Source organism: Pantoea wallisii (assembly GCF_002095485.1).
GTDB classification, from domain to species: Bacteria; Pseudomonadota; Gammaproteobacteria; order Enterobacterales; family Enterobacteriaceae; genus Pantoea; species Pantoea wallisii.
Map to the genome: position 1 here is coordinate 26,856 of NZ_MLFS01000020.1, position 21,225 is coordinate 48,080.

General features: G+C 56.5%; 16 protein-coding genes and 1 pseudogene. 6 read left to right on the plus strand and 11 right to left on the minus strand.

Features of this window, described 5'->3' with window-relative positions; genetic code table 11:
* Positions 1-61: 61 nt before the first annotated feature.
* A pseudogene (locus HA48_RS09345) lies at positions 62-2,391 on the minus strand (Tex family protein).
* A 237-nt stretch (positions 2,392-2,628) separates the two neighbouring features.
* Here HA48_RS09345 and HA48_RS09350 point away from each other — a divergent pair.
* From HA48_RS09350 to greB, 3 genes are read left to right on the plus strand one after another with little or no spacing between them, the layout of a single operon-like run.
* Complete coding sequence (locus tag HA48_RS09350; protein WP_128600830.1) at positions 2,629-3,669, plus strand: hypothetical protein; 1,041 nt, start codon at positions 2,629-2,631, stop codon at positions 3,667-3,669.
* 41 nt (positions 3,670-3,710) lie between these two features.
* Complete coding sequence (locus HA48_RS09355) at positions 3,711-3,890, plus strand: hypothetical protein (RefSeq protein ID WP_128600832.1); 180 nt, start codon at positions 3,711-3,713, stop codon at positions 3,888-3,890.
* 54 nt (positions 3,891-3,944) lie between these two features.
* Complete coding sequence (gene greB / locus HA48_RS09360; RefSeq protein ID WP_128600835.1) at positions 3,945-4,433, plus strand: transcription elongation factor GreB; 489 nt, start codon at positions 3,945-3,947, stop codon at positions 4,431-4,433.
* Between the two features lie 122 nt (positions 4,434-4,555).
* Here greB and yjbE read toward each other — a convergent pair whose 3' ends face one another.
* Positions 4,556-4,795 (minus strand): exopolysaccharide production protein YjbE, encoded by a 240-nt coding sequence (gene yjbE / locus HA48_RS09365; RefSeq protein ID WP_128600838.1) that lies wholly within the window; start codon positions 4,793-4,795, stop codon positions 4,556-4,558.
* A gap of 499 nt (positions 4,796-5,294) precedes the next feature.
* On the opposite strand from yjbE, the gene ompR reads away from it, so the two are divergent.
* Complete coding sequence (gene ompR, locus HA48_RS09370) at positions 5,295-6,014, plus strand: osmolarity response regulator transcription factor OmpR (protein ID WP_001157751.1); 720 nt, start codon at positions 5,295-5,297, stop codon at positions 6,012-6,014.
* Entirely contained in the window at positions 6,011-7,372 is a 1,362-nt protein-coding gene (gene envZ, locus HA48_RS09375; protein WP_128600840.1) for a two-component system sensor histidine kinase EnvZ, read from the plus strand. The genes ompR and envZ overlap by 4 nt, the downstream gene beginning before the upstream one ends.
* A gap of 189 nt (positions 7,373-7,561) precedes the next feature.
* Here the strand turns inward: envZ and pckA are convergent, their stop codons facing one another.
* The 8 genes from pckA to HA48_RS09415 form a co-directional block, all read right to left on the minus strand.
* The gene (gene pckA, locus HA48_RS09380; RefSeq protein ID WP_128600842.1) at positions 7,562-9,181 is read right to left on the minus strand and encodes a phosphoenolpyruvate carboxykinase (ATP); all 1,620 of its coding nucleotides are present in this window, start codon (positions 9,179-9,181) and stop codon (positions 7,562-7,564) included.
* A 270-nt stretch (positions 9,182-9,451) separates the two neighbouring features.
* Positions 9,452-10,324, minus strand: a complete 873-nt coding sequence (gene hslO / locus HA48_RS09385) for an Hsp33 family molecular chaperone HslO (protein ID WP_128600844.1) — start codon at positions 10,322-10,324, stop codon at positions 9,452-9,454.
* Positions 10,325-10,349: 25 nt separating this feature from the next.
* Positions 10,350-10,751, minus strand: a complete 402-nt coding sequence (gene hslR, locus HA48_RS09390; protein WP_128600847.1) for a ribosome-associated heat shock protein Hsp15 — start codon at positions 10,749-10,751, stop codon at positions 10,350-10,352.
* Positions 10,752-11,017: 266 nt separating this feature from the next.
* Positions 11,018-11,752 (minus strand): GntR family transcriptional regulator, encoded by a 735-nt coding sequence (locus tag HA48_RS09395; RefSeq protein ID WP_128600903.1) that lies wholly within the window; start codon positions 11,750-11,752, stop codon positions 11,018-11,020.
* Between the two features lie 56 nt (positions 11,753-11,808).
* Positions 11,809-12,849, minus strand: a complete 1,041-nt coding sequence (locus HA48_RS09400; RefSeq protein WP_128600849.1) for an ADP-ribosylglycohydrolase family protein — start codon at positions 12,847-12,849, stop codon at positions 11,809-11,811.
* Positions 12,830-13,810: an aminoimidazole riboside kinase gene (locus tag HA48_RS09405; RefSeq protein ID WP_128600853.1), complete on the minus strand. Its 981-nt coding sequence runs from the start codon at positions 13,808-13,810 to the stop codon at positions 12,830-12,832. Before HA48_RS09405 ends, HA48_RS09400 begins: the two co-directional genes overlap by 20 nt.
* Positions 13,803-15,143 carry an MFS transporter gene (locus HA48_RS09410; RefSeq protein ID WP_128600855.1) on the minus strand — a complete coding sequence of 447 codons (1,341 nt, stop codon included), beginning with the start codon at positions 15,141-15,143 and terminating at the stop codon, positions 13,803-13,805. Before HA48_RS09410 ends, HA48_RS09405 begins: the two co-directional genes overlap by 8 nt.
* A gap of 232 nt (positions 15,144-15,375) precedes the next feature.
* On the minus strand, positions 15,376-17,517 hold the full coding sequence (locus HA48_RS09415) for an intracellular growth attenuator family protein (protein ID WP_128600858.1): 2,142 nt from the start codon (positions 17,515-17,517) through the stop codon (positions 15,376-15,378).
* Positions 17,518-17,914: 397 nt separating this feature from the next.
* Here HA48_RS09415 and nudE point away from each other — a divergent pair, with 397 nt between their 5' ends.
* Complete coding sequence (gene nudE, locus HA48_RS09420; protein WP_128600860.1) at positions 17,915-18,481, plus strand: ADP compounds hydrolase NudE; 567 nt, start codon at positions 17,915-17,917, stop codon at positions 18,479-18,481.
* Between the two features lie 72 nt (positions 18,482-18,553).
* On the opposite strand, the gene mrcA is transcribed toward nudE, so the two are convergent.
* Positions 18,554-21,103, minus strand: a complete 2,550-nt coding sequence (gene mrcA / locus HA48_RS09425; protein ID WP_128600862.1) for a peptidoglycan glycosyltransferase/peptidoglycan DD-transpeptidase MrcA — start codon at positions 21,101-21,103, stop codon at positions 18,554-18,556.
* Positions 21,104-21,225 lie beyond the last annotated feature (122 nt).

Consider the following 21,225-nt stretch of genomic DNA (forward strand, 5'->3'; position numbering starts at 1 on the left):
ACAATTTATCAACTCATTACGCGCGGAGCATTAAGCTGCTCCGCGCGATTCAGGCAGGTAATTAATGTTTTTTACCGAAGGCAGCAGCAAGTGCATCACCCATGGCGCTGTTGCCCACAGAGGTGCTCGCCGGTTTGCCGCGGCCTTTGTTCGCTGCCGCCGAACGGGCTGGCTCTTTTGCCGCGCCGCGATTGCCGGCGCGTGAACTGCTTTCACCGGGTTGCTCATCCAGACGCATGGTGAGCGCAATACGTTTACGCTGCAGATCAACCTCCATCACCTTCACTTTGACAATATCGCCGGCCTTCACCACCTGATGCGGATCTTCAACGAACTTGTCGGACAGCGAAGAGATATGCACCAGGCCATCCTGATGGACACCGATATCTACAAAAGCACCGAAGTTGGTCACATTGGTTACCGCTCCTTCCAGCACCATGCCGGGCAGCAGGTCATTCAGCGTTTCCACGCCTTCGGCAAACTGCGCGGTTTTAAACTCCGGACGCGGATCGCGGCCTGGCTTCTCCAGCTCTTTGATGATGTCGGTAACGGTGGGCAGACCAAAGCGCTCATCAGTGAAGTCGCGCGCATTCAGATTGCGTAATCCACCGGGATTGCCCATCAGCTCATTCAGCGCCTGCTCGGTCGCCGCCAGAATACGCTCCACCAGTGGATATGCCTCCGGGTGGACGGTTGAGGCGTCGAGCGGGTTATCACCGTGGTTGATACGCAGGAAGCCTGCGCACTGTTCAAAGGCTTTCGGGCCGAGGCGGCTCACCTTGAGCAGCTGCTGGCGGTTCTGGAAGCGGCCGTTTTCATCCCGCCAGCTGACAATGTTCTGCGCCATCATGCGCGTCAGACCGGCCACGCGAGTGAGCAGGGCGACCGAGGCGGTATTCAGATCAACGCCCACGGCATTCACGCAATCCTCAACCACTGCATCCAGCTTCTTCGCCAGCTGGCTCTGGCTAACGTCATGCTGATACTGGCCGACACCGATGGATTTCGGATCAATCTTCACCAGCTCTGCCAGTGGGTCCTGCAGACGGCGGGCAATGGAGACGGCGCCGCGCAGTGACACATCCAGATCCGGGAACTCCAGCGCAGCCAGTTCGGAAGCCGAATAGACCGAGGCCCCGGCTTCGCTGACAATCACTTTCTGCGCTTTGATCTGCGGGAACTGTTTCTGCACATCAAGGAAGAAGCGCTCGGTTTCCCGTGAAGCCGTTCCGTTGCCAATCGCCACCAGTTCAACCTGATGTTTCGTGCACAGCGCCGCAACTGCGGTCGCAGCTTTGGCTGCCTGGCCGGTGTGCGGATAGATGGTATCGGTAGCGACCAGTTTGCCGGTGGCATCCACCACGGCTACTTTCACGCCGGTACGCAGGCCGGGATCGAGCCCCATGGTGGCACGCATTCCGGCCGGGGCGGCCATCAGCAGATCGTGCAGGTTACGGGCGAACACGTTGATCGCTTCGTCCTCTGCGCGTTCGCGGATAGTGCCCATCAGTTCGGTTTCGAGGTGCAGCAGCACTTTTATGCGCCAGGTCCAGCTCACCACCGCTTTGCGCCAGCTGTCCGCCGGTGCGTTATTGAGGCGCAGACCAAGGTGATCGGCGATCAGCGTTTCGCCGTGGCTCTCACGCGGGGCTTCGTCATACTGCGGGTCAGCATTCAGCGACAGCTGCAGGATGCCCTCATTACGGCCGCGGAACATCGCCAGCGCGCGGTGCGAGGGCACCGTGCTAAGGGCTTCGTGGTGATCGAAATAGTCGCGGAATTTCGCGCCCTCTTCCTCTTTACCCTCTACCACGCGTGATACCAGATGCGCATTTTTCCACAGGTAGTCACGCACTTTCGCCAGCAGCGTGGCGTCTTCCGCAAAGCGCTCCATCAGGATGTAACGTGCACCATCCAGCGCTGCACGCACGTCGGCTACGCCTTTGTCAGCATCAACGTAGTCCGCCGCCAGCTGCTCCGGGACCTGCGAGGGATCCTGCCACAGCGTTTCAGCCAGCGGCTCAAGGCCGGCTTCAATGGCAATCTGCCCACGGGTGCGTCGTTTCTGTTTATAGGGCAGATAGAGGTCTTCCAGCTCGGTTTTATTCAGCGTGCCCTGAATGGCACTGGCTAACTCCGGCGTCAGTTTGCCTGATCATCGATGGATTTCAGAATCGACTGGCGACGCTCTTCCAGCTCGCGCAGGTAGCCAAGACGGCTCTCCAGCGTACGCAGCTGGGTATCGTCCAGCCCGCCGGTCACTTCCTTACGGTAACGTGCAATAAACGGCACGGTGTTCCCTTCATCCAGCAGGCGAACAGCGGCCTCGACCTGCGCGGCGCGCGCCTGCAGTTCACTTGCAATAATCTGGCTCAGCGAATCTTTCATCATCATTAACAGCTTAACAGGGTGAGAAACAGGGGACAGTTATACGGATTGGGACGGCAAATTTCCAGCCGGGCGCAGGTGAATCCATCTTTTTCTGAATGCACTCCGCAAATAAGAAATGGCTGCCGAAACGCTTAGCGATCTAACGGTTAAACCCCGCCACAATAGCGCGCGGGATTCTGGCTGACGCTGAAAACATCTGCCCTATAATCCGCCGCAAACCATGGAGTGGAGGCAGTGATGATTAAACTTTTGATGTTGCTGGCAGGCCGGGATCTGCTGGTGCGTTATCGTCTGGCGATCGCTTTACTGGCCGCGAGTGGTCTGCTTCTCGCGGCCATGATTGCACTGGATTTAGCGATCGATGGGCATATCAATATTTCCGCCAGCGTTCTGGCCGCGGTCTTGCTGCTGTCGCTGCTGTTTAACCTGCTCAGCGGGGAGGCTTCGCTGCAGCGCTGGCTCAATCTGTTGTTCTCTCTCATCTTTATCGGCACGCTGGTCGTGGGGTTGATCTGGCACGGCGATGGCCGGCAGTTAAAAAAGCTCATCTTTGCCGTGATGGAAGTGTGCCTGCTGTGTAACGGTCTGTTCCGCTGTCTGAGTGCGGCACTGATTCAGCGGCGGCGCTGGGCGCGCCACTTTCTGCTGGGGTGTGGCGAAATGGTGCTGGGCGGCGTGCTGTTCTTTAGCGGGCACGACCTGCACGGTTGCCTGTTACTGGGCGGCTGGCTGATATTTCTGCTGCTCTCTTTTAGCCTGACGATATGGCGTGTCTATCGCCAGTGGCAGCGCCTGCCGGACGGCGATTCACTGACCTTGCTGCCCTGCTTTTGCCGGGGCCATCGCAACATGGCGCGGCTCAAACCGTGGCTGCAAACACCGTTCCCGTCAGATTCTGAGACATTCCCGCTGTATGTGCATGTCTGGCAGGCGCAGTGTGAAGCCGATAAGCAGCCCAGACGCTATGTGATTGATCGCTATATTGGTGTAATTAACGGGGCCGGGGAGTTTTGCACCGGGCATGCGGCACTGAGTTTTGGTCAGCACGGCTATATCAGTCTCTATCCACTGCAGGAGATTGAGCCGGCAAGAGAGGCGCTGCCGCGCCTGCTGCTGGCCGGGCAGATCAACGATCGTCCCGGGCGCTTCCTGCCTTCGCTGGCGGCAGAGGTCGCTGGCTGGCGCAGCCGGATATCACGCTCAGTTTCGCCCGCTATAACCGTCGGGCACTGGCGAATTACTGGCATGCCAATGGCCAGGATAGTCTGTACAACCTGACGGCGAAGAACTGCTCAACCACAGTCATCGACGCCGTAGATGTGGCGCTGGAGGGGTACCTGAGCCAGCGATTGCGTATCGTTACGCTCTTACTGCAGCCGGCATTCTGGGGCGCGTGCATGTTGCGTGAACGGGCGGAAATCATGACGTGGACGCCAGGGCTGGTGGCCGATTATGTGCGTATGCTGAAAAAGACGCTGGGCGGCTATCCGGGCCGATAAAGCTTTGTGCTAGCCTCTGTGCAGTCCTGAGAATGATGATAATGAGCCGATGTAATGAAAACCCAACTGATTACCCGCGAAGGCTATAACAAGTTACGTGCTGAGCACGACCACTTGTGGAACGAAAAGCGCCCGGAAATCACCCGTATCGTCTCCTGGGCCGCCAGCCTGGGCGATCGCTCCGAGAACGCGGATTACACCTATAACAAACGTCTGCTGCGTCAGATCGATCGCCGGGTACGCTATCTGCGTAAGTGTCTGGCCGATCTGAAAATTGTCGATTACGCTCCGCAGCAGGAGGGCAAAGTGTTTTTTGGCGCCTGGGTGGAAGTGGAAAATGAGCAGGGTGAAGTAAAGCGTTTTCGCATTGTCGGGCCGGACGAGATCTACGGCGATGCGGTGAAAGAGTACATTTCGGTCGATTCACCGATGGCGCGGGCGCTGATTAAGAGAGAGGTGGACGACGAAGTGACGGTCAATACGCCAGAGGGGCAGAAGATCTGGTTTGTGAACCGTATTGAGTACGTGAAAAGTCCGCAGTAGAGGCCGGGACGGGGATTGTGCACGCTGTCTCCCTCCCGGATCCTCCTCCGCGCGCAGAAGAGGCCGGATGGGGGACAGCGGGCACATACCCGAACCGCCCCGTATCCGCCGTTAGCGCAAACTTATTTCCCCGGCGTTGTTGCCGTGGTGGTCGACGTATTGCCACCGCGATCGCCGCCGCCCATGGTGGCCAGGGCAACGCCGAACAGTGCGCCTACCGCGCCAACGCCAATCGCATCCGAGTTACCTTTTGCCGTGGTTGAGGCTTGCGCCCCTGCTGCTTCTCCTGCCGGAGCGGCAGCCTGCGCCTGAGTCAGGCTGGTTAATACCAGAGCGCTCAGCAGAACAACGGTTTTTCTCATTTTTTCTCTCCACATGAACCCAATCAACGCATCTGGTAAGCAGTGTGGAAGATAGAATAACGAAGCGAAAGTGCCCTTTATTGACTGATTTATCAGGCTTTATTTAACGATGGTCTGGTTGGCGCGGTGGCAGGGATTGTTCCGAGAGTGGAAGCATCACTTAAGGCAAAAACGCCACATTTTATGCTAACCGGCAGCCGGTTATCCGCTATTCTGCCCGACACATTGCCGCCGGGCAGGCTGAAACAGGCAGCACGCGGGGCCGGAACGATCCTGAGCCAGCGGCAACCAGAAAAAGTGCCTGTTTTTCAGACAAGCGCTAAATTGCGCTAAAAAAGCATGAGCTAAAGCGCATCCGTCCGTTAAAATTCAAGATAAGCTGCTGTTTAATATGCTTTGTAACAATTTCGGCTAGAATATAAACCATTAATGACTGTCACAGACGGGCATCTTTTTTACACAATATCGGCTCAGGCAATGGCGCCTTTGGGAGTTGAACATGCAAGAGAACTACAAAATTCTGGTCGTCGATGATGATATGCGTTTGCGCGCGCTGCTCGAACGTTATCTCACCGAGCAGGGCTTTCAGGTGCGCAGTGTCGCTAACGCCGAGCAGATGGATCGTCTGCTGACCCGTGAATCCTTCCACTTAATGGTGCTCGATCTGATGTTGCCGGGCGAAGATGGTCTCTCTATCTGCCGCCGTCTGCGCAGCCAGAGCAACCCGATGCCGATCATTATGGTTACCGCCAAGGGCGAAGAGGTGGATCGTATTGTCGGGCTGGAGATCGGCGCTGATGATTACATTCCAAAACCGTTCAACCCGCGTGAGCTGCTGGCACGTATCCGCGCCGTACTGCGTCGTCAGGCCAATGAGTTGCCAGGCGCACCTTCGCAGGAAGAGGCCGTTATCGCCTTCGGTAAATTCAAACTCAACCTGGGCACGCGTGAAATGTTCCGCGAAGATGAGCCGATGCCGCTCACCAGCGGTGAATTTGCGGTACTGAAAGCGCTGGTCAGCCATCCCCGTGAACCGTTATCACGCGATAAGCTGATGAACCTGGCGCGTGGACGTGAATACAGTGCGATGGAGCGTTCCATTGACGTGCAGATCTCTCGTCTGCGTCGCATGGTAGAAGAGGATCCGGCGCATCCACGCTACATTCAGACCGTATGGGGTCTTGGCTACGTATTCGTTCCGGACGGCAGCAAAGCATGAGGCGATTGCGCTTCTCTCCCCGCAGTTCGTTTGCCCGCACCCTGTTATTGATCGTTACCTTGCTGTTTGTCAGCCTGGTAACGACCTATCTGGTGGTGCTGAATTTCGCCATTCTTCCCAGCCTGCAGCAGTTCAATAAGGTCCTTGCATATGAAGTTCGTATGCTAATGACCGACCGGCTGCAGCTGGAGGATGGCACGCAGCTGGAGGTGCCACCGGCCTTCCGGCGCGAAATTTATCGCGAACTGGGCATCTCGTTGTATACCAATGCCGCGGCGGAAGAGAGCGGTTTGCGCTGGGCGCAGCATTATGAATTCCTCAGTGAGCAGATGGCGCAGCAGCTGGGCGGGCCGACCGATGTGCGGGTGGAAGTGAACAAAAACTCGCCGGTGGTCTGGCTGAAAACCTGGCTGTCACCCGATATCTGGGTGCGCGTGCCGCTGACAGAGATCCATCAAGGGGACTTCTCCCCGCTGTTCCGCTATACCCTGGCGATTATGCTGTTGGCGATTGGCGGCGCATGGCTATTTATCCGTATTCAAAACCGACCCCTGGTTGACCTGGAGCACGCTGCGCTGCAGGTCGGTAAAGGCATTATTCCGCCACCGCTGCGCGAGTATGGCGCATCGGAAGTGCGCTCGGTCACGCGGGCCTTTAATCAGATGGCGGCGGGCGTGAAGCAGCTGGCTGACGATCGCACATTGCTGATGGCCGGCGTCAGCCACGATTTGCGCACCCCGCTGACGCGTATTCGTCTCGCAACCGAGATGATGAGCGAAGAGGATGGCTATCTGGCCGAATCGATTAATAAAGATATCGAAGAGTGCAACGCCATCATTGAGCAGTTTATTGATTACCTGCGTACCGGCCAGGAGATGCAGACCGAGCGCGCCGATCTCAACAGCGTTTTGGGCGAAGTGGTGGCGGCGGAGAGCGGCTACGAGCGTGAGATTGAAAATGCGGTGATGGATGAAGAGCTGATGCTGGATATCAATCCGCTGTCGATTAAGCGTGCGGTGGCGAATCTGGTGGTGAATGCGGCGCGCTACGGCAATGGCTGGATCAAGGTCAGCAGCGGCCAGGAACTTAATCGCGCCTGGTTCCAGGTGGAAGACGATGGCCCGGGCATTAAACCCGATCAGCTACAGCATCTGTTCCAGCCGTTTGTTCGCGGCGACAGCGCCCGCAGCACCAGCGGCACCGGGCTTGGGCTGGCGATTGTGCAGCGTATTATTGATGCGCATGCCGGATCGCTGGAGATTGGCGACAGCGAGCGTGGCGGTTTACGCATCCGCGCATGGTTGCCGATTCCGGAGAGTAACGCCACGGCGTTAATCAGCAGTAACCATAGTCTTTGATTATCCAGGTCGGCATAAATGCCGATCCTACGATACTCAGTCAATGATGCTGACCCTGCAGCGATCTCTACACATTGTAAGGTCGGCATAAATGCCGACCTTATGATACTCAATCAATGATGCTGACCCTGCAACGATCTCTACGCATTGTAGGGTCGGCATTCATGCCGACCTGTTATTAAGCACTTTTCACAACTGCGGGCCTGCCTGGACCAGCGCTTTGCCTGCGTCGTTGTCGGTATACTTTTCAAAGTTGGTGATAAAACGCTGTGCCAGATCCTGCGCGGCCTGCTGCCAGGCATCGGCGCTTTCCCAGCTGCGACGCGGATCAAGCATCGCATCATCCACCTGCGTCAGCGTTTTTGGCATCTGCAGATTAAATACCGGCAGCGTCTCCGTCTCCACGTCATCCAGCTCTCCGGCCAGGATCGCATTGATAATGGCGCGCGTATCTTTCAGCGAAATACGTTTACCGCTACCGTTCCAGCCGGTATTCACCAGATAAGCCTGCGCGCCAGCCGCTTCCATGCGCTTCACCAGTACATCGGAATACTGCGTGGGGTGCAGCGTCAGGAACGCTGCGCCAAAGCAGGCGGAGAAAGTGGGCGTTGGCTGCGTCACACCGCGCTCGGTACCGGCGAGTTTGGCCGTGAAGCCTGACAGGAAATGATACTGCGTCTGCGCCGGCGTTAAACGTGAGACCGGCGGCAGTACACCAAAGGCATCGGCGGTCAGGAAAATGACCTTCTTCGCGTGACCGGCTTTTGATACCGGCTGCACAATGTTTTCAATGTGCTCAATCGGGTAGGAGACGCGGGTATTCTCCGTTTTGCTGGCATCGGCGTAATCCACCGTGCCATCCGCGCGCACAACCACATTCTCCAGCAGCGCATCACGGCGAATCGCGCGGTAGATTTCCGGCTCTGCCTGTTCGGAGAGATTAATGGTTTTGGCGTAGCAGCCACCCTCAAAGTTGAACACGCCATCATCGTCCCAGCCGTGTTCGTCATCGCCAATCAGCTGGCGATCCGGGTCGGTGGAGAGCGTGGTTTTACCGGTACCGGAGAGGCCAAAGAACACCGCCACATCGCCCGCTTTGCCGACGTTAGCCGAGCAGTGCATGGAAGCAATGCCCTTCAGCGGCAGCAGATAGTTCATAATCGCAAACAGCCCTTTCTTCATCTCACCGCCGTACCAGGTGCCGCCAATCAGCTGCATGCGCTCGGTAAGGTTGAAGGCGATGAAATTCTCAGAGTGTAAACCCTGCTCCTGCCAGTCCGGGTTAGTGCACTGCGCGGCATTCATGACAACGAAATCCGGTTTGAAGGTGGCCAGCTCCTCGCCGGTCGGACGGATAAACATGTTTTTCACGAAGTGCGCCTGCCAGGCTACTTCCATCACGAAACGTACGCTCAGGCGGGTGTCCGGGTTGGCGCCACAGAAGGCGTCGATGACAAACAGGCGTTTGCCGGAGAGCTGCTGCGTACAGCGATCTTTCAGCGCCTGCCAGGTCTCCTGTGACAGTGGCTGATTATCATTTTTGCCGTTGCCGACGTCGTTCCACCACAGCGTGTCGCGCGTGGTGTCATCACGAACGATGTATTTATCTTTCGGCGAGCGTCCGGTGAAGATGCCAGTATCCACGGCGATAGCGCCGCTCTGCGTCAGAATGCCTCGCGCATAACCTTCCAGCCCGGGGCGGGTCTCCTCCTGAAAGAGCGTGTCGTAATCAGGGTTGTACACCACTTCTGTCGTGTTATGGATGCCCAAAGCGGCGAGGTCTTGCGATGTCAGGCCGTTAACGCGCATGTGACTGCTCCTTAAATCGGTACTTCATTGCATTTTTTATGGGGGAGTCTGCATCCTGTGGCGCATAGCCGCACAGGGCAGATCGCGCGCAGTGTACACATCTGAGAGAAGCGGAAAAGTGAAGATAGTTAAAAATGCGAGCTGGAACGTGACAAGTAGCGATTTCTGCCACTTATGAAACTAAAGTCAGCGTTAATAAGTTAATTTATGTGCAAAATCATAGGGGTATATGGCAGGAAAAGCGGGCGGTTAAATCGCCCGCCCATACGGTTAGTGCAGCTGATCGCTGCCCGCGTTTGGTGCGTTACGCATCGCAGCGATATCAACGGCATCATAGACGTAATGCGAACCGCAATAGTCGCAGTGCATGTCGATCTTGCCATCTTCAGCCAGAATCTCGTCCACCTCTTCGACCGGCAGAGTATTCAGCACTTCACCACAGCGTTCGAACGAGCAGGTGCACTTGAAGCAGACCGGGACAGGATCAAATACGGTGGCCTCCTCCTGGTGGTAAAGACGCCACAGCACATCGGTCGCCGGCAGCTCAATCAGCTCTTCGCTTTTTACCGTTTCCGTCAGCGTCGCCAGATGGTTGAACTCATCCGGATTCTGCTCCTGCGCCGGCAGCACCTGCAGCAGAATGCCGGCCGCGCCTTTATCGCTGGTGCGAATGAACAGGCGAGTTAGCAGCTGCTCGGAGCGCATGAAGTAATCCTCCAGGCAGCCCGCCAGCGTGTCCGCTTCCAGACCCACGACACCCTGATACCGCTCGCCTTTCTCCGGAGAGATGGTGATCACCAGATAGCCGTTGCCGACCATCTCTTTCAGGCTGCTGCCCGCTGCAATAGTGGCATCCTCTTTCACCCGCGCGACACCGCGCAGTTCCTGACGGTTGTTACCGTTGATCACGGCCAGCGTGAGCGGACCGTCACCCTGAAGCTGCACGGTGATATCGCCATCAAACTTGAGCGTGGCGGTTAACAGGCTGGTGGCCACCAGCATCTCGCCCAGCAGATTTTTCACCGGCTCGGCGTAATCGTGGTCTTTTACTACGTCACGCCAGGTTTGGGATACGTTAACCAGTTCGCCGCGCACGGCGACATTTTCGAACAGGTAACGGTGCAGTTGATCTTGTACAGACATAAGGTTTCTCTCGTTGGGGCGCCCGTTATTCATCGCCCGACAATTTAAATTTCATCAGATCGCGGCGCTCTTTCTTATCCGGGCGGCGATCGGGGTGCGGCATCGTGAGCGCATTCATCTTGCGCGCCAGCGCGGTCTTCTCGCGCTTCTCAATACTGGCATCGGTTTCGGCGTACATCTGCCGGGCCTCACTGGCCGGGCGACGCTGGTCGCTAATGGCGGTGATGATCACCGTGCGCTCATCGTTACCCTGGCGCAATGTCAGTTCGGCCTGCAGCTCGACCGGTTTGCCCGGCTTGCTGCGCTGGCCGTTGTAATGCACCTTGCCGCCTTCAATCATTTCGCGTGCCAGCGCGCGGGTTTTATAGAAACGCGCGGCCCACAGCCATTTATCGAGGCGAACGCCTTCGCTGATTTTTTCTTTCATTGCGGCTCCTGCTTTGACACCGGGCCTGGCACTGCGGCGCGTGGCGCGCACTGCCAGAGACACGGGAAAGATGGTTCGGGCCTTGCCGGATACTCACAAGTATGGGTGAAAAGTCAGAAATCAAGAGCGCCAGCCTGGTCGGTCTGATTCTCTTTGCCGGAGAGTTAAGCGTAATCGCCCTTTCTCTTTCCGGCCAAAAAACCGGGCGACAGGGTAGCACAGAAGATCGGGGCTCAGAACTGCCAGCGCACGTGAAGTGAAGTGCGCTACTGGTAACGAATTTCGCCGAAATAGTCAGAGATGACGCAGTAGCGACAGTACTCAAACGGTTCGCTGCTGCCGCTCAGAAAGGTTTTGCGCGCGACAGAGAGCAGCGGCGTCTGGCTGTTAATCTGCAGTAGTTCGCACAACTGCGGGGAGGGTAGAATGGCATCGATCTTCTCAACCGCAGAGCCAATCGTAACCTGATAGCGGCTTTTCAGTTGCTCATACAGCGAGGCGTTCTGCACATCTTCCGGCCGCAGCTGAAGATCCGGGAAGAGGCTCAGATTGATATAGATCTTTTCGTGGTTAAAGGGCTTGCCCTCGGCGTAACGCACTCGTGAGATAAACAGGTACTTGTTTTTGGCCGGCAGGCTTAAGCCATCCTGTAGTGCATCCCGCGCGCCACGGGTGGCGATCTCCAGAATATGGTTCTCTACACGTACCTGAGCCAGGCTGAGATCCGACGTTATGCCGCGAAAAGTATGGCCGAAATTGATGCCTTCCGGCACGGCGTTTACCACTGAACCGGTACCGCGCAGCGAGACGATGATGCCGTTCTCAACCAGCTCGTTCCAGGCCTGTTTCACCACAATCAGGGAGACATCATACTGCCGGGCTATCTCTTTCTGCGTGGGCAGGCGATCGCCGATCCGCCAGGTGCCGGCCAGAATCTGCTGACAAATCAAAGTATAGAGCTGTTTGTATAGTGGCGTATAGCTCGCTTTATCGACGACCAACGTAATACCTCGCGTATGCATCCCTGCGGGGAGCGCTTGTCTCCCCGTTGGTGCGATTAGCCGGTAATCGCGCGGGCCAGCGCCTCAAGAGAGAAGTGGTTCATATGATCTAAGGTGGCAAGATAGTCTGCCGGAAAGGCGGATGCACCAAATTGGGTGCCGACCAGCGCGCCCACCATGGTGGCGACGGTATCCGTATCATTACCGATATTAACGGCGGAAATAATAGCATCAACCGGTTGATGCGCACAGCAGGCGAACAGGCCGAAGGCTGCGGGCACCGCTTCGCTGACATGCAGTCCGGTACCGATGATGTCACTGAGTTCGACGATAGCCGTCTCCCATTGGGCGTGACGTTTACCGATGTTCACCGCCAGTTCAATACGTCGTGCCACCGACGGGCCTGCAATCTCCGCGGCACCCTGTTCATCGGCCAGCACTAACCCTTTCTCTGCGCCATAGATGCCGGCAGCCACTATCGACTCTGTACTGGCTGATACGCTGAAGGCTTCGCTGATGGCGGCCGCCATAGCGGCCGCACCGGACATCGCCAGCCGATTATTGTGCGTAAAGCGGGCGATATCCAGCGCGCACTGAATCGCGCGCTCCGGATCGGCCGGATGCAGCACCGCAGCGGGCCAGATTTTCATGGCCGAGCCATTGGTGGCAGCCGCATTACCGCCATTGATGATCTGTACCGATTGCTTCTCTCCCTCCAGCTCACCCTGCAAAGAGGCGCGGGTATCGTTGAAAATTGCTTTCATCGCTGCGCGCGTGGTGGGTCCGGTGAAATTGGCATAAAACGGATAGTCGAGCCAGCGCTGGAAAGCCTCTTTCATCGCTGCACTGCTGGCCTGACGCTGGTGCGCCAGCATCGCTTCAATAATGTAACGCGCCTGAAGAAAATCATCAGTGCACATCCCCGCTTCGTTACAGCGGCCGAACGTATCGGCCGGCGGTTTTTGAAAGCTGGTTACCCAGCCGCCAAAGTGCGCCTTGATCTGACGCTGCGTGCGCACTTCCGTGGCGGCACCCATCGCATCGCCTGCGGCGGCACCAATCAGACAACCCAGTGTTTTATCGTAATTCGCGATCATGAAGATCTCCCTGTTGAGATGACGCAGTAGTCTGCGAAGAGTGGAAAGCGATCAGTTCTGCCGCGTCCGGCAGCGCCGTCATGGCGCCTTTACGCGTAACGGCAGCCGCGCCGCAGAAGTTGGCGGCGCGCAGCGCCGCATCAAGCGATTGCGTCTGCCATGCAGGCTGTTGTGCCAGTTGGTGCAGCAAACCGCCGACAAAGGCATCACCCGCGCCGGTCGTATCAACTACCGTTGCGGCCACGGCCGGATAGTGGATCTCCTGCCCCTGATGAAGCAGATATGCGCCCTCAGCACCGAGCGAAATCACCGTCGTTGCGCAGCCGCGATCGCGTACCCAGTAGCGCGCGCTGTGCCAGTCGGCGTGCCCGCTCAGCTGGCAAAGCTCGTCGGCGGAGATTTTGCAGATATCAGCCAGCGCAATCGCCTGTTCGATTTGCGCGGTGATTTCGGCTGGCTGCTCCCACATCGCTTCGCGCAGATTGACATCAAACAGAACATTCCCGGCAGCCTGGCGAATCCGCTGCGCACCGAGCAGACAGGCGCTGCGCGACGGCTGGCGCGCAAGACCAATCGAGTTGAAATAGAACCATTGGCCAGCGGCAAAAGCGGGCAGGTCGTCGTCACAGACAAAGCTGTCAGCGCTGGGTGTTACCAGATAGCTAAATGAACGCTCGCCTTCAGCGTTGAGGTCCACAATCAGCACCGCTGTTTTTAGCGTGGGATCAAGCGTGAGCTGCCCGATATCGACCTGTTCACGGCGTAGCGTTTGCGCCAGGAAGTGGCCAACGGGGTCAAGCCCCAAACGGCCAATAAATCCACACTCACCGCCGAGACGCGCCACGCACACAGCAACGTTCGCAGCGGCGCCGCCCGGGCATTTCAGATAGTGCAGCTGGTCGTCAGGCACTAAATCCATAGAGGCATCACCGATGACCCAGATTTTGCTGCGTTTATGCATGGTGGCTCCGGTCTGCCAGCGCGGCTTTGAGCTCAATGTAATATGCGTTATTGATGATGTAGCGTTTCATTAATAAACCGACGATTAAATGAAACAGCGCGGGAATGAGCGTCATCATGAGGGCGATGCCGGACAAGGCTTTAGCGGACTGCGTCACGTCAGGCTGGTAATCAAAATAGTTCAGCAGGAAACCTAATACGCCACCCGCAATACCCATACCAAATTTCTGGAAGAACAGAATGCCGCCAAAGGCGAGACCCGACACGCGCTTACCGGTTTTCTTTTCGCCATAATCAACGGCTTCAGCAATGGATGACCAGAAGACAGGCATTTGCATATCGCAGAAGAAATTAATCAGGAAATAGAAAATAAACGCCAGCCACAGTGAATCTTGCCCCACCAGGAAATACATGCCCAGGCTGAGTATAAAAGTCATGATCTGGCTATAACGGAAAAGCTTAATTTTATCGACGCTGCGGGTCAGCCAGGTCGTGGCGATCATGGCGAGGATTGAGGCTACAACGCCGGTGGTTAAAAACGGAGAGATTAATGCGTCGCCGCCGTTAAGGAAATATTTAGCATAATACGCAGCGACCGAGCCGCGAATTACGTAGCCACACATCAACAGCAAGATAGTAAAGCCCAGCAGCAGCCATTGATCATTGCGCAGCAGCAGGCGGAATTGCTGCGCCAGCGTCATGGCGGGAACCTCCGGACGGCTGCGCTCACGGGTAGTGAAGAAGCAGAAAATAAACAGTAGCGCACCCAGCAGGCCCATGATGCCCATCGCAATCTGATAACCCTGTGCTTTGTTACCCTGTCCGAGCCAGACGGCCATCAGCGGTACAACAATAGTCACCAGAAATGCCGCAATTTTAGTCATGACGAAGCGATAGCCATTCGCGCTCAGGCGCTCCTGCGGGTCATCGGTAATTACGCCAATCAGTGAGATGTAGGGAATGGTAATGGCAGTGTAGATGACCGTCATTAAAATATAGGTGAAGTAAGCCCAGGCGAGTTTGAGGGTGTAGTCGACATCCGGCGTGATAAACATTAAGTAGATGGCGAAACCAAAAGGAAGGGCAAACCATAACAGATACGGGCGATAGCGTCCCCAGCGGGTATTCACTTTGTCCGTATAAATACCCATTAATGGATCGATAATCGCATCCAGCGTGCGCACAACAATAAATAATACGCCAACATCGACGGCGTGCAGCCCATATATGTCGGTATAAAACCACGCCAGAATAAGTTGCATGGCGACAATAATTATATTCACTGCCATATCGCCTGCGCCGAACCCGACTTTTTCAATAACCGATAATTTCATTCGCGTACCTTTATCTTATGAGTAGAAACGACAGCGCCGCTCTGAAGAAGGCATTCTTGGTGTTAACGGATGGATCCCTGAAATGCTGACACGCAAAAACTATAGAATTTGTCGCAAATAATATAAAGGTATACTGTTATATCTTTTGATCGTCATCACAAACTGGATTGGCGAGCCTGGTTAAGTGATTGAAAAGGAGGAGAAGCAGAGCAGGGCGCTCTGCCTGTGACGATCAGAACAGCGAGCGGACGCTCTGCATGGTGCTCAAATTGTGGTTAAAGCACTTGTCGTAATACTGCTGGATTTCTGCCATGCGCATGCGGTTACGGTGGATGCGGCGCAGCGCCAGCAGGCCGTTGATGATAACGCTGGCGATGAGCGCCACCATCAGCAGGGCAGTGCCGAGATAGCGCCACTGCGCCATGGCATCAGGCTCGTTGTGCAGGGCGATATGGCGCGTGCCGTTGGCATCCGTGCTGATGCTGGTGATGATGCCGCTGGCGGCAAATGGTGTGTGCAGCAGCATGCCGGACAGGCGTTGCAGCTCGCGCCATTGGGCAGGGGCATCCAGATCAAACAGCGAGACTGACGACTGCGGCTGCGTCACCATCTGACGCCCTTCATCGCTGATAATCAGGAAACCGCCCGGCGGCGGGCTATTTAGCGTCTCTGCAGCGCGGCGGGTTTCGCGTGAGAAGAAGGTTGAGGTAGCGGTGTTGACCAGGTTCTCCAGCGCCTCTGCGCTTACGGGACGCAGCAGCACATTCATGCCGCTGAGTTTACCGGAGTCGGCGCGGTGAATCAGCGTATCCCAGTCTTTCGCATTGCCAAGGTTGACCAGCGCATTCTTCAGGCGCACACAATCCTGCTGCTGGCTGCACAGCTCCTGCGTTTTCAGCACCAGATCGGAAAAGTCATCCAGCAGGATCATGCCGGACTTCTGAATAGCGGAAGCCAGCTGCGGATTGAGTTTGGGATCGGTGTTGGTTTCAGGGTGCAGCTGGCGCGTGGTGGTATCAAGCAGCGCTGCGGCTCTATCGATGATATCTGACTGCGGCTGCGGCAGGGGAGCGGCATTGTTCCAGTAAATGGCCGAGCAATCGAACGGCATATACGCGTAGGTACGGTTGCTCTGATAGTTACCCGGCACAGAGCACATGCCGGTGCCATTCACTTTCAGGCTGTCGCCGACGTGCAGCGGCAGCGCGTTAAGCTGATTAACGCTATTGACTTCAATGCTCTCGGTGCCCTTGACCCAGGCGAGGCTGAGTTTGATCGGCATGCTGAGCGGAATCCAGGTGAACAGCATCACCAGCACCAGCAGCGAACCGCACGCCAGTACCAGGTTCTTGCGCCAGCGCTGCACCGGGAAATTACGCACTTCATCCTGCAGCGACAGGAAACGGCCCTGACGTACCACCTGACGATTCAGATAGATATCAACATCGGTCACCTGGCCTAAATCGTGCGCGACGTATGGCTGCCAGTGTGCCGGGTAGACCAGATCGATAATGCCGAGCGAGATATTGCTCTGCTCCTGATTAGACTCACCAAACAGGCCCCAGCGTTTTGGCGAACCGCGCAGGCAGTGCACGTCACGCAGACCTTTTTCGCCGGGGAAGCGATACATGAACCAGAGGCTCACGGCAATTATCGCGCAGCCGGCCAAAGCGATCCCGATCATGGCACTGCCGGGCAGCACCAGACTGAGGAAAAACAGCAGAAAGCCGAAACAGATCGCCACGGCTTCACGTGTGCCGTCGGCCCGGGAGAGTTGATACTCTTCGGGCGACTCTTTGCGCACCTGCAACAGCTCAACGTTTTCGCTCTCTTCCTTACGAATGGACGCATTGGTCGCCATAGGGCGCACCAGCGGCGGCAGGGCAGGTTGCTCAATCGCGTAGCTGATCAGGGAGTGACCATTCAGGGAGATCACCAGCGGCAGGGTTTGCGTGCGGATCAGCTCAACGTAGTTCTCTTCCGCAATGTACTGCTCCCACAGCGGCGGCAGATGTACTTCGACTTCATCGAGGTAGTAGCGCCATTTCTGCGGATCGTCAGTAGAGAGACCATAGCGGGTGATCGAGCGGGTAACCGGGTAGACATTATTGCTTTGCGCGGTGAGCGCCAGCGCATCGGGCTCACGCGTCTGACGTGTAGAGCGCACACCGCCGGGCTGACGCGGTTTCCCCAGCGACGCAATGTAGGTTTCCACCGCCGAGCGCTCTTCATCCGTCAGCTTACGGCACGGAGGACTGATAAACGGCAGTGGTTTCGCCAACGGCGGACGATGCCGCATAGCGTACCAATAGCCGATTCCGGCCACTAATGAACAGGCCAGCATGACAGCCAGAATGACGATAAAAGTGCTCATGCTTTGCTCAATCCAGCCAAAAAACTGCCTTCACGGTTACGATGTACTCCCGGTAAAACCTTCAATACAAGTCAATTTTGGCGAGCAGAAGTCATTCTGACAAGCGTTATGTCAGATAAAATAACGCGCAAAATCATTGAATTATAATTTGCCGGATTATTCCTTAGTGGGATGTTAACCAGACAAGGCTCAATTAAATATCGGTATTTTCTGAATTTGCTGTCAGGACGTTGACTTATTGTGAAAATCGACATGCTGAGATCGCGACAAAGCGTTAACTACAGCCAGCGAAGAGGTATCACGCTGCTTAACTTACGCTGCGTATCGCACAAAGCCGCGGGCTTCGGTATGCTGACACCATCGCGTTTCACAAGGCTGTGCAAAGTTTGAGGCAGATATGACAACTCCACTGAAAAAACCTGACATCCTCAATGTAGAAGCGGTTGCCCGCTCCCGTCTGTTTACCATTGAAGCGGTCGATCTCGCCTTCAGCAACGGGGCGCGGCGCGTCTATGAGCGTATGAAGCCCTCCGATCGCGAAGCGGTGATGATTGTGCCGATCCTGGGCGATGACGTGATTCTGATTCAGGAGTATGCGGTGGGGCTGGAGAGCTACGAGCTGGGCTTCCCGAAAGGATTGATCGATCCCGGTGAAAGCGCATTCGAAGCGGCCGACCGCGAACTGAAAGAGGAAGCCGGCTTTGGCGCAACGCAGCTGGAAGCGCTGGGCAAACTGACCATGGCGCCCTCCTACTTCTCCAGCAAAATGAATATTGTGGTGGCAGAAGGGCTGTATGAAGAGAAGCTGGAAGGGGATGAGCCGGAGCCGCTGATTGTGCATCGCTGGCCGTTGAATAACCTGCTGGCGCTGCTCAATGAGCCGGATTTCCGTGAAGCACGCAATGTCAGCGCGCTGTTTATGGTGCGTGAGTGGCTGGTGAAGCAGGGACGATTGAGCTATTGATGCAGCCGCCTGTATAGCGCAGGCAGCAGTGTAAGCCCAAAAAAAAGCCGGCATAAGCGCCGGCTTTTTTGATCAGAACAGCTCGTGACTCTCGCCGTTGTCCATAATGGTGGTGCCCACATCGTGGACCGAGTACTCCGTCGGCTGCGTGCCGTTGATGAAGTACTCCTGACGCGTATTGCCGCCACCGTTCGCCAGCTTGCCGGTGCTGCGATCAATGGTTACCGTCACTACGCCCTCTGGCGGTGTCAGCGGCTGTACCGGTACGCCGTCCAGCGCGGATTTCATATAATCATCCCACGCCGGTTGCGCACTCTTGGCGCCGCCTTCGTAACCGGAGATCTGATCCGGAATGGCGCCCGATACGGTAGATCGTCCCAGCGCACGTGAATCATCAAAGCCAATCCACACCGAAGTCACCACACCCGGACCGTAACCTGAGAACCAGGCATCTTTCGAGCTGTTCGTGGTACCGGTTTTGCCGCCAATATCATTGCGTTTCAGATCGCGACCGGCACGCCAGCCGGTTCCCATCCAGCCCGGCTCGCCGAAGATGTTGGTGTTTAGCGCGCTCTTGATCAGGAACGACAGTGGCGTATTGATCACGTGCGGGGCGTACTGCTGATCGCCCGCTGGCTGCGGCTGCGCCGGCACCTGCTCCAGCTCCGGCTGTGGCACGGTCTGATTCTGTGCCTGATCGGACGTTGCAACGTTCTCAATGCTCTCTTCGTTCAGCGCCACTGATTTTTTCGTGTCGCCATAGATCACCGGTAAATTGCACTGCGGGCAGGCAATTTTAGGTTTTGCTTCAAATATCACGCCGCCCTGTTCGTTCTCAATCTTCGCAATGAAGTAAGGATCGACAAGGAAGCCTCCGTTTGCCATCACCGCGTAGCCGCGCGCCACCTGCATTGGGGTAAACGAGGCGGCACCCAGCGCCAGGGATTCGGTATGAACGATGTTCTGCGCCGGGAAGCCGAAGCGCTGCAGATACTCCGCTGCATAATCGACACCCATTGCACGCATCGCACGCACCATCACCACGTTTTTCGATTCACCCAGGCCCTGACGCAAACGAATGGGGCCGGCATAGGTTGGCGGTGAGTTTTTTGGACGCCAGTCCGCACCGGCACCGGCATCCCAGCGTGAAATCGGCACGTCATTGAGGATGGACGCCAGCGTCAGGCCGCGGTCCATGGCTGCGGTATACAGGAACGGTTTGATGTTTGAGCCGACCTGGCGCAGCGCCTGCGTGGCACGGTTAAACATGCTCTGATTAAAGTCGAAACCGCCCACCAGTGCGCGCACGGCGCCGTTCTCCGGGTTAAGTGATACCAGCGCGGAGTTGACCAGCGGAACCTGGCCAAGCCACCAGGCATCGCCCACTTTACGCACCCAAATCTGCTGGCCGGCCTGCAGTACCTGCGTGATGCTGCGCGGCGTCGGGCCCTGCAGGGTGTCCGATTTATACGGGCGCGCCCAGCGTACACCGGCCAGGGTCAGTGAAACGCTGCTCCCATCCTTCAGCATTGCTGTCGCTTCATCGGCGCTGGCGCTGGTGACCACGGCGGCGTTGAGTGGACCGTAACCAGGCAGATTTTTCAGCGTATTGAGGATGCGGGTCTCATCCCAGCTCGCTTCACCCACTTTCCATAAGACGTTCGTCGGGCCGCGGTAGCCGTGGCGCATGTCGTACGCCATCACATTGTTGCGTACGGCCTGCTGCGCGGCTTCCTGCAGCTGGCGCGTTACGGTGGTGTAGACCTTGTAGCCATCGTCGTAGGCCCTGTCACCGTAACGTTTCACCATCTCCTGGCGCACCATCTCACTGAGATACGGAGCAGAGAAGGCGATCTCCGGACCGTGATAAGAGGCGGTCAGCGGCGTATTGCGGGCTTCGGTGTACTGCTGCTGCGTGATGTAGTTCTGGTCCAGCATACGGGCCAGCACCACGTTGCGGCGTGCCAGCGCCCGCGAATGTGAATAGAGCGGGTTGAAGGTGGAGGGCGCTTTCGGCAGGCCGGCGATCATCGCCATCTCACTCAGCGAGAGCTGATCAACCGATTTGCCAAAGTAGACCTGTGCCGCCGCACCCACGCCGTAAGCGCGGTAACCGAGGTAAATCTTATTAAGATACAACGCCAGAATTTCATCTTTGCTCAGCAGCTGTTCGATACGGATCGCAAGGAACGCCTCCTTGATTTTACGCATCAGCGTGCGTTCCGGGCTGAGGAAGAAGTTACGCGCCAGCTGCTGCGTAATGGTACTGGCACCCTGGGATGCGTGTCCGGACATCAGCGCAATGCTGGCGGCACGGAAAATCCCTATCGGATCAACGCCGTGGTGCTCGTAGAAACGGCTATCTTCAGTGGCGATAAACGCTTTAATCAGCTCAGGCGGCATCTGCTGCAGCGTAAGCGGGACACGGCGTTTCTCACCGTATTGAGCGATAAGCTCACCATCCGCGCTGTAAACCTGCATAGGGGTTTGCAGGCGCACATCTTTCAATGTGTTCACATCAGGCAGCTGCGGCTCTATGTATTTGTACAAACCATAAACCGTGCCGGCTCCCAGCAAAATGCAACACACTGCAAGGATCAATAAATACTTTACGAACTTCACCTGAGAATTCCCATCTGTTGGCGTTTGGGCAGTTTATAAACAATCGCGCGGTAGTATAAAGGCAAGCCTGACGCTTTGATATACCCGTCATCGTTCGGATCACCGCCTTCCCGCCAGCCGAA

What these genes read in the sequence shown, in the direction of transcription:
- HA48_RS09405 (WP_128600853.1), bottom strand. Translation starts at nt 13,810, where the DNA reads ATGCATAAACGCAGCAAAATCTGGGTCATCGGTGATGCCTCTATGGAT.
- HA48_RS09415 (WP_128600858.1), bottom strand. Translation starts at nt 17,517, where the DNA reads ATGAGCACTTTTATCGTCATTCTGGCTGTCATGCTGGCCTGTTCATTA.
- pckA (WP_128600842.1), bottom strand. Translation starts at nt 9,181, where the DNA reads ATGCGCGTTAACGGCCTGACATCGCAAGACCTCGCCGCTTTGGGCATC.
- envZ (WP_128600840.1), top strand. Translation starts at nt 6,011, where the DNA reads ATGAGGCGATTGCGCTTCTCTCCCCGCAGTTCGTTTGCCCGCACCCTG.
- hslO (WP_128600844.1), bottom strand. Translation starts at nt 10,324, where the DNA reads ATGTCTGTACAAGATCAACTGCACCGTTACCTGTTCGAAAATGTCGCC.
- yjbE (WP_128600838.1), bottom strand. Translation starts at nt 4,795, where the DNA reads ATGAGAAAAACCGTTGTTCTGCTGAGCGCTCTGGTATTAACCAGCCTG.
- nudE (WP_128600860.1), top strand. Translation starts at nt 17,915, where the DNA reads ATGACAACTCCACTGAAAAAACCTGACATCCTCAATGTAGAAGCGGTT.
- HA48_RS09410 (WP_128600855.1), bottom strand. Translation starts at nt 15,143, where the DNA reads ATGAAATTATCGGTTATTGAAAAAGTCGGGTTCGGCGCAGGCGATATG.
- greB (WP_128600835.1), top strand. Translation starts at nt 3,945, where the DNA reads ATGAAAACCCAACTGATTACCCGCGAAGGCTATAACAAGTTACGTGCT.
- hslR (WP_128600847.1), bottom strand. Translation starts at nt 10,751, where the DNA reads ATGAAAGAAAAAATCAGCGAAGGCGTTCGCCTCGATAAATGGCTGTGG.
- ompR (WP_001157751.1), top strand. Translation starts at nt 5,295, where the DNA reads ATGCAAGAGAACTACAAAATTCTGGTCGTCGATGATGATATGCGTTTG.
- HA48_RS09400 (WP_128600849.1), bottom strand. Translation starts at nt 12,849, where the DNA reads ATGATCGCGAATTACGATAAAACACTGGGTTGTCTGATTGGTGCCGCC.
- HA48_RS09350 (WP_128600830.1), top strand. Translation starts at nt 2,629, where the DNA reads ATGATTAAACTTTTGATGTTGCTGGCAGGCCGGGATCTGCTGGTGCGT.